The sequence below is a fragment of the Nocardia altamirensis NBRC 108246 genome, assembly GCF_001612685.1.
Taxonomy (GTDB): Bacteria; Actinomycetota; Actinomycetes; order Mycobacteriales; family Mycobacteriaceae; genus Nocardia; species Nocardia altamirensis.
On the sequence record NZ_BDAY01000147.1, the window covers coordinates 1 to 6,368 of the forward strand.

Annotated in this window: 5 protein-coding genes; all 5 read left to right on the forward strand. The window is 64.4% G+C overall.

The features are described from left to right. Positions 1–136 precede the first annotated feature (136 nt). The 5 genes from NA11_RS43450 to NA11_RS43470 all read left to right on the forward strand — a co-directional run bounded on the left by NA11_RS43450 (position 137) and on the right by NA11_RS43470 (position 5,186). On the forward strand, positions 137–1,333 hold the full coding sequence (locus NA11_RS43450; protein WP_245746592.1) for a DUF7373 family lipoprotein: 1,197 nt from the start codon (positions 137–139) through the stop codon (positions 1,331–1,333). Then, positions 1,330–2,553, forward strand: a complete 1,224-nt coding sequence (locus NA11_RS43455) for a DUF7373 family lipoprotein (protein ID WP_069167971.1) — start codon at positions 1,330–1,332, stop codon at positions 2,551–2,553. Before NA11_RS43450 ends, NA11_RS43455 begins: the two co-directional genes overlap by 4 nt. A 76-nt stretch (positions 2,554–2,629) precedes the next feature. Further along, entirely contained in the window at positions 2,630–4,177 is a 1,548-nt protein-coding gene (locus NA11_RS43460; RefSeq protein WP_069167974.1) for a serine/threonine-protein kinase, read from the forward strand. Positions 4,178–4,527: 350 nt separating this feature from the next. After that, on the forward strand, positions 4,528–4,845 hold the full coding sequence (locus NA11_RS43465) for a WXG100 family type VII secretion target (RefSeq protein WP_069167972.1): 318 nt from the start codon (positions 4,528–4,530) through the stop codon (positions 4,843–4,845). A gap of 38 nt (positions 4,846–4,883) precedes the next feature. Next, on the forward strand, positions 4,884–5,186 hold the full coding sequence (locus tag NA11_RS43470) for a WXG100 family type VII secretion target (protein WP_069167973.1): 303 nt from the start codon (positions 4,884–4,886) through the stop codon (positions 5,184–5,186). Positions 5,187–6,368: the final 1,182 nt, after the last annotated feature.

Consider the following 6,368-nt stretch of genomic DNA (forward strand, 5'->3'; position numbering starts at 1 on the left):
CCAACCTCGAGGTCCTGTGCCTGCCCAAACCGTGAAGTAGGATCCCGCGGGGAACTACGAACGTAGGGGAGGCCCGTTGCAGCTGGCGGTGGCAGCGATACCTCGGCGAATGGTCGGGAGGCGGAGCCGATCGGGGGTGCGTCGGCACCGGCGGGCCGCTGGTGCCCTGGTCATCGCGGGCATGCTGGCGGCGAGTAGCGCGTGTGAGTCGGCGCCGCGGGATCCGGCGCCCCCGGATCCCGTCGTCGATCTCGCTCGGCTCGACGTCGGCAGCTACCCGACGCAACCCCGCGAGCTCGGCACCGCGAAGAACCCGGACCAGGCCAGGATGATCGAGGCGCAACGGCTCGGCAACGTGGTGCCCACCGCCGCGGACATCGACCCGGCGTTCCGCGAGAGCAACGCGTTCGTCTCGTCCGTCTTCATCGATCCGCGCAATTCACTCGGCAAGATCATGAACATCGACCGGTTCGCCGAGGCCGCACCGGATTTCGTCGCAGGCTTCCTCAGCCACGGCAGCACGGAGGCGAAGAATCAGGGCCGAGACCTGTTCAATGCCGTGCTGATCTTCCCCGACGAACAGCGGGCCACCGCCGCCGCCGAGGCGCTCGAACGGGTCGACTTCGAGGCCAACGAGCACAACGAGCGGGTGCCGATTCCGAAGTATCCCGCGGCGCGCGCGCATTGGCAGCCGCGGGAGCAGTCGATCGGTTCCTGGGTGGCCACCGGCAAATTCGTCGTCTACACCTGGATCTTCGACTATCTGAAGATCTTCCTGGAGCAGGTCGACCTGCCCGCGCTGCAGGCACTGGTCGAGAAGAGCCTCGACGCCGTCCTTCCCGCCATCGCCGCATTCACGCCGACCCCCGCCGATCAGCTGATGACCATCCGGATCGACATGGACGGCATGCTCGGCCGCGCACTGCCACGTCAGCGCGAAGACGGCTGGCTCGATCCGCCCGGCGCGTTCACCGGCCATGCCGCGCTGCACTTCACCAGCGACCCGGCCGACGATCGCCGGATCATCGAGGCGGCAGGCGTGGACAGGTACGCCACCGACGGCATCGAACTGTATCGGGCGCGTGACGCCGCGGCGGCAAAGCGGCTGCGCGAGGAACGCGGCCGCCTCACCAAGAAGTTCACCGGCGCCGCCGCCCCGGAGAACCTGCCGGTGGCCAGCTGCAAGGAGTACATCGGCAGGGAGGCCCTCGCGATCCGCTACTACTGCTCGGTGGCCTACGACCGCTATGCCGCGTTCTCCGCGTCACACCAGCTGCTCGACGCGCAACAGCGGATATCCGCGCAGTACGCGATCCTGGTGCACGCGAAATGAGGCGGCTGCGCGCGGCACTGCTCGCCGCCTGCTCGATGACGGTCCTCGCCGCCTGCGGGTCGATCGTCCCCGGCACGGCACAGCCCGGTGAGATCGATATCAGGAACCTCGACGCAGGCAACTATCCGACCCTGCCGCTGAATGCGCACGACGACGACTATCGACCGCATTTCTATGAAATGAAGGACGTGGCCGCCATGCGCGTGGCCGACTATGTCGCCTCCGCCTACGACATCGATCCTCGGATGAAATACGGCTCGCTGACCTGGAGCATTTCCAGCGGGGCGATGCCGGAGGAGCTCGGGCGCAAATCCGATATGGAGCCGATTGCCAAACGGCACAAGATGATCTACGGATTCAAGTCCAACGGCTCGGATGCCGAAAGCGGGATCTTCACCACCACCGAATGGCCTGCCAAGCGGCAGGCGAACTCGACCACCGTCAGCACCATGGTCATGCAGTTCCCGGACGACGCGCGAGCCAAGGCGGCCGCGACCGAGTTCGCGGAGGCAGGCCTCGCCGCGACCGCAGGCCAGAACCAGCCCGCCTCGCTGCCTAAATATGCTGAGGCACAGGGCAATTGGCGGCCCGGCTCGCCGTTCCTGCGGACCACTCTTGCCCGCGGGCCCTACGTTGTCGCTTTTCTCGTCTCGACACCGGACCCGGTGCTGAACAGCATGGTCGCGCTGGCCGAAAAGGCATACGACACCCAGTTTTCGCTGCTGCAGCAGCTGCCGACACTGTCGCCGGAGCAGTTGCTCCAATTGCCGTGGGACCCTGACCATCTGCTCAGCCGGACGTTGAACCCGGACAAGTTCCAGAAGCCGAGCTTCGACGACAGCAACGCACTGCTCAGCCTGCGCGGCGTGCTGCAGTACGCCAAGGACCGGGACTACGCGAAGCAGCGTTTCACCGCGATGCGCGCCGACAAGTTCGCGCTGTCTTCGGGCAGCCTCGTCGTGCACACCGCTGGGCCCGACACCGCCCGCAAAGTGGTCGCCGACCGCATTACCCCGACCGTCGTTTCCGGCGACGCCGAGGCACCCGCCGGTCTCCCCGATTCGGCCTGTGTCGAAAACAAATCCGGCACGGCAGGCGCGAAGCGATTCACCTGCATTGTGGCGTACCGCGAATACGTCGGTTTCGTCAGCAGCAATCAACTCGGCGACGCTCAGCAACGGGCCGCCGCGCAATACTCGCTTTTCGCGAATAGTCGATAATGCGACGCACCGTGCCCGATTCGCGCAGTCCAGTATGCTGCTGCGTGAGCACGACCGACTCAGGAGATTGTGGATCATGGCGATGAGCCCCGGCACCATCGTGGGCGGGTACCGCATCGAGCGGGTCCTCGGTGCAGGCGGCATGGGCACGGTCTACCTGGCCAAACATCCCAGCCTGCCGCGCATGGACGCGCTCAAGGTGCTCAGCGCCGACCTCAGCAACGACCACGAATTCCGGGCGAGGTTCGAGCGGGAAGCCAATCTCGCGGCGGGCCTTGACCATCCGAACATCGTCTCGGTGTACAACCGAGGCGAAGAGCACGGTCAGCTCTGGATCGCCATGCAATATGTCGACGGTATCGACGCATCGGCCGAACTGGTCCGCGACGCGCATTCGATGAATCCGCTGCGGGCACTGCGCATTACCACCGAAGTCGGCAAGGGCCTCGACTATGCCCACCGAAAAGGCTTGCTGCACCGCGACGTCAAGCCTGCCAACTTCCTGCTCTCCTCCACGGAGGGCGACGAGGAACGCGTCGTGCTCACCGATTTCGGCGTCGCCAAATCCAACGACGACACCACCGAGCTCACCCAGACCGGCAGCTTCGTCGCCACCATCGCCTACGCCCCACCCGAGCAGCTCACCGGCGAGCACCTCGACCACCGCTCCGACATCTACAGCCTGGCGTGCGCCTTCTTCAAGCTGCTCACCGGCCGAAACCCCTATCCCGCAACGCAACCTGCTCTGGTCATGATGGGCCACCTGCACGAGCCGCCACCGTTGGCCACCGCGGTCAACCCCGGCCTGCCGCCCGCCATCGACCAGGTCTTCGCCCGCGCGATGGCGAAGAATCCCGCGCATCGGTTCAACAGCTGCCGCGAACTCACCGACGCCGCGGCGGGCGCCCTCATCCCCGGCTACAACCCGGTCGCCACCAACACTTCCCCCACCTACCCGGTCCAGGTCTTCGACCCGCGCCCGCATACCGACCCGCGCGTCGACGCAGTTTCCGCGCCTGCATTGACCGCCGCCGCGGCGAGCCGCCGTCGCAAGCGCAGGCTCATCGGCGTCGAGATCGGAGCGGTCGTCCTCGCCCTCATCGCAGGCATCGGCGTCTGGGCGCTCAGCAGTGGCGGAACGTCGAATACACCGGCGCCGACGAGCCCGGCACTCGCCTCCCCCGGGCTGGCGCCACTGGCCCAGGCGTACAAGGACAATCCGATGTTCCACGGTCGAACGGTGACCATGGTCGACGTATCCGAACAGGGCAAGTTCTCCATCTATCTGTCTGGAACTCCGCAGACCAAATTTCTGGAAGACCTCGGTTTCGTCTACAACTTCGCGTACGGGAAGCAAAATGGTGAAACCTCACCGCGCCCAGCGACGAACGGCGCCGATGCGCTCAACGCATTAGCAGGAAGCTATGTGCTCGCCATTCGCAGCGACGAAAAAGCGGGCGGCGGTGGATTCGCGGGATTGCCGTACGAGATCACCGGAACGAAGGCGGACGTCATTCCGATCGACGATCCGGCGGCGGTGGCCGCGATGCGAAACTGGTCGACCAACTCCGAACAGACCTTGATCGACAAGCTCGTTCCGGTGCTGCGTAAAAGGGTGAAGTAGCGTCAACTCCTGCTAGCGCGAATCCGGGGGGTTCGATAAGGTATAGCCGCAGCCAGGCCACTCGCCAGTCAACACCAAGCGAGCAGGGGGAAGGAGGGGAGCAAGGGGCGCTGGCGGCACCAGTCATGCAGGTTCGACGACGATCGCGGCTGATAGTGCGGCCCTCCTCGGGCACCAGCATCCGCGATGGCGTCGGCCGAGACGCACCGGGCATCCTGATCAGGTTGGGGAGGATCCCAAATTTTTCTGTCACGGGATGGAACCGATCAGACCCAAGGCGCGTCAAACCATATGTACAGGCCAGCTGACGCTTCGACCGTTGGCCGAGACGGGAACCGAAAGGAACCAAAATGGCAGGACAACTCCAAGCCGACGGCGACGCGATCGCGAAGTTCACTGAGAACTGCAGGCAGCGGCACCTGGACCTCCAGAACGCGATCACGGCGCTGAACGCCAAGTCGGATACCACGACCGCCACCTGGAGCGGTGCGGCGCGTGGCGCATTCGACACGTTCATGGACAACTACTTCGCCCAGGCCAGGAAGCTGAACGATCAGCTGGACCAGACGGCAGACAAGCTCGCCACCGCGGGTAAGAAGTTCGTTGAGCAGGACGAGCAGTTCGCCCAGCAGGTGACGTCGCAGGCTTCCAGCCTGGACCTCCCCTGATTCGACAAGCCAGACCATCAGTTAACTAGGAGCTCCAGATGGCAGCAAACAACCCGGGGACGATTGCCTCTAACTTCGGTGAGGTCGAGGCGGGCGCCCAGTCCATCGTGTCCGAAGCACGGACCGTCATGACCATGCTCGAGGATTTCCACAAGCAGGTCACCGACTTCGTCACCAACAACTGGAAGGGCGACGCAAACGATGCGTTCGCTTCCCTCCAGGCGCAGTGGAACACGAATGTGACCCAACTGAATACCACGCTCGAAAGCGCAGGCAAGCTCGTCAGCTCCGGCAACTCGGACCTGCAGGGCACCGACACTTCGCTCGCTGGTCTTTTCTGAGTTAGCACCCGCTCGGCCAATTCGGGCCCCCGGCAAGGTTTTTGCTGGGGGCCCGGGTTTCTGTTGGGGGTGGGTTTTGTTGGGGGGGGGTGGTTGTTCGGGGGCGCAGGTTGTGTTCGGGGCGCGGGTTGTGTTCGGGGCGCGGGTTGTGTTCGGGGCCGCGGATTGCGCTCGGCGGCACGGGTTGCGTTTGGGGGCACGGGTTGCGTTTGGGGTGCAGGTTGTGTTCGGGGGTGCAGGTTGTGTTCGGGGGCGCAGGTTGTGTTCGGGGGCGCAGGTTGTGTTCGGGGGTGCGGATTGCGCTCGGCGGCGCGGCTTGTGTTCAGGAGCGCGGGCTGTGCGCTGCAACCATTTGACTACCGCCAATGGGGGCGGCAACCATTGGACTCCCGTCGATGGTTCAGCAACCAATTCTCGCCCGTGATCCTGGGCTTCGCGGTCGTGTTGGGTTCTTCGCACGCCTGTTGAGCACATCGCATGCGTGTCAACCCTGTCGACATGCGTGCGAAGTACCCAAACAGTGGGTGGGTTCAACAGCACTCGGTCGAGGATGTAGGCCGGTGCACGGAAGCCGTGACATTGGCGGGGGCAGGTGTTGAGCTCGGTCGCGAGCAATCAAGGTATCCAGCGGGTTCCGGTCGGCGAATCGGTCGCACCCCCACCGCTGCGTCCCGCTCGGTGAGACGCGCTCTCACGAGTGGGACATGGTGGAGGCGACACGCCGCAAACGCCTACACCATGTCCCACTCGTCAACCTGCACCTGCGCGAACGGGACATGGCTGCACCAACTCTCGACCCGGACACCACTTCCAGACCCACCCCGGTTCAACAGGTGCGCGAGAACCCGATCAAGGACTGCCAAACCTTGAATGGGCGGGAGAGCGATGGTTTGCCGACCCATCGGCGTGAGCCGAAGGGTTACTGCCCTGGTTGAGCGGCAGTCAAATGGTTACCAGCCTCATCGACGGGAGTCGTATGGTTGCCGAGCCTCGTTGAGCGGTAGTCGAATGGTTGCTGACCCAATTTGGCGTGAGAGAAATGGTTGCTGAACTTCATTGGCGTGAGTGAACTGGTTGCAACACACACCTGCGACACGCACCATTTCTCTCACGCCAACACTTCAAGATCGCTTTGAAGGTCCCCGAGCCGAATCACCGGCCGACGACCACGACGGTTGCCGA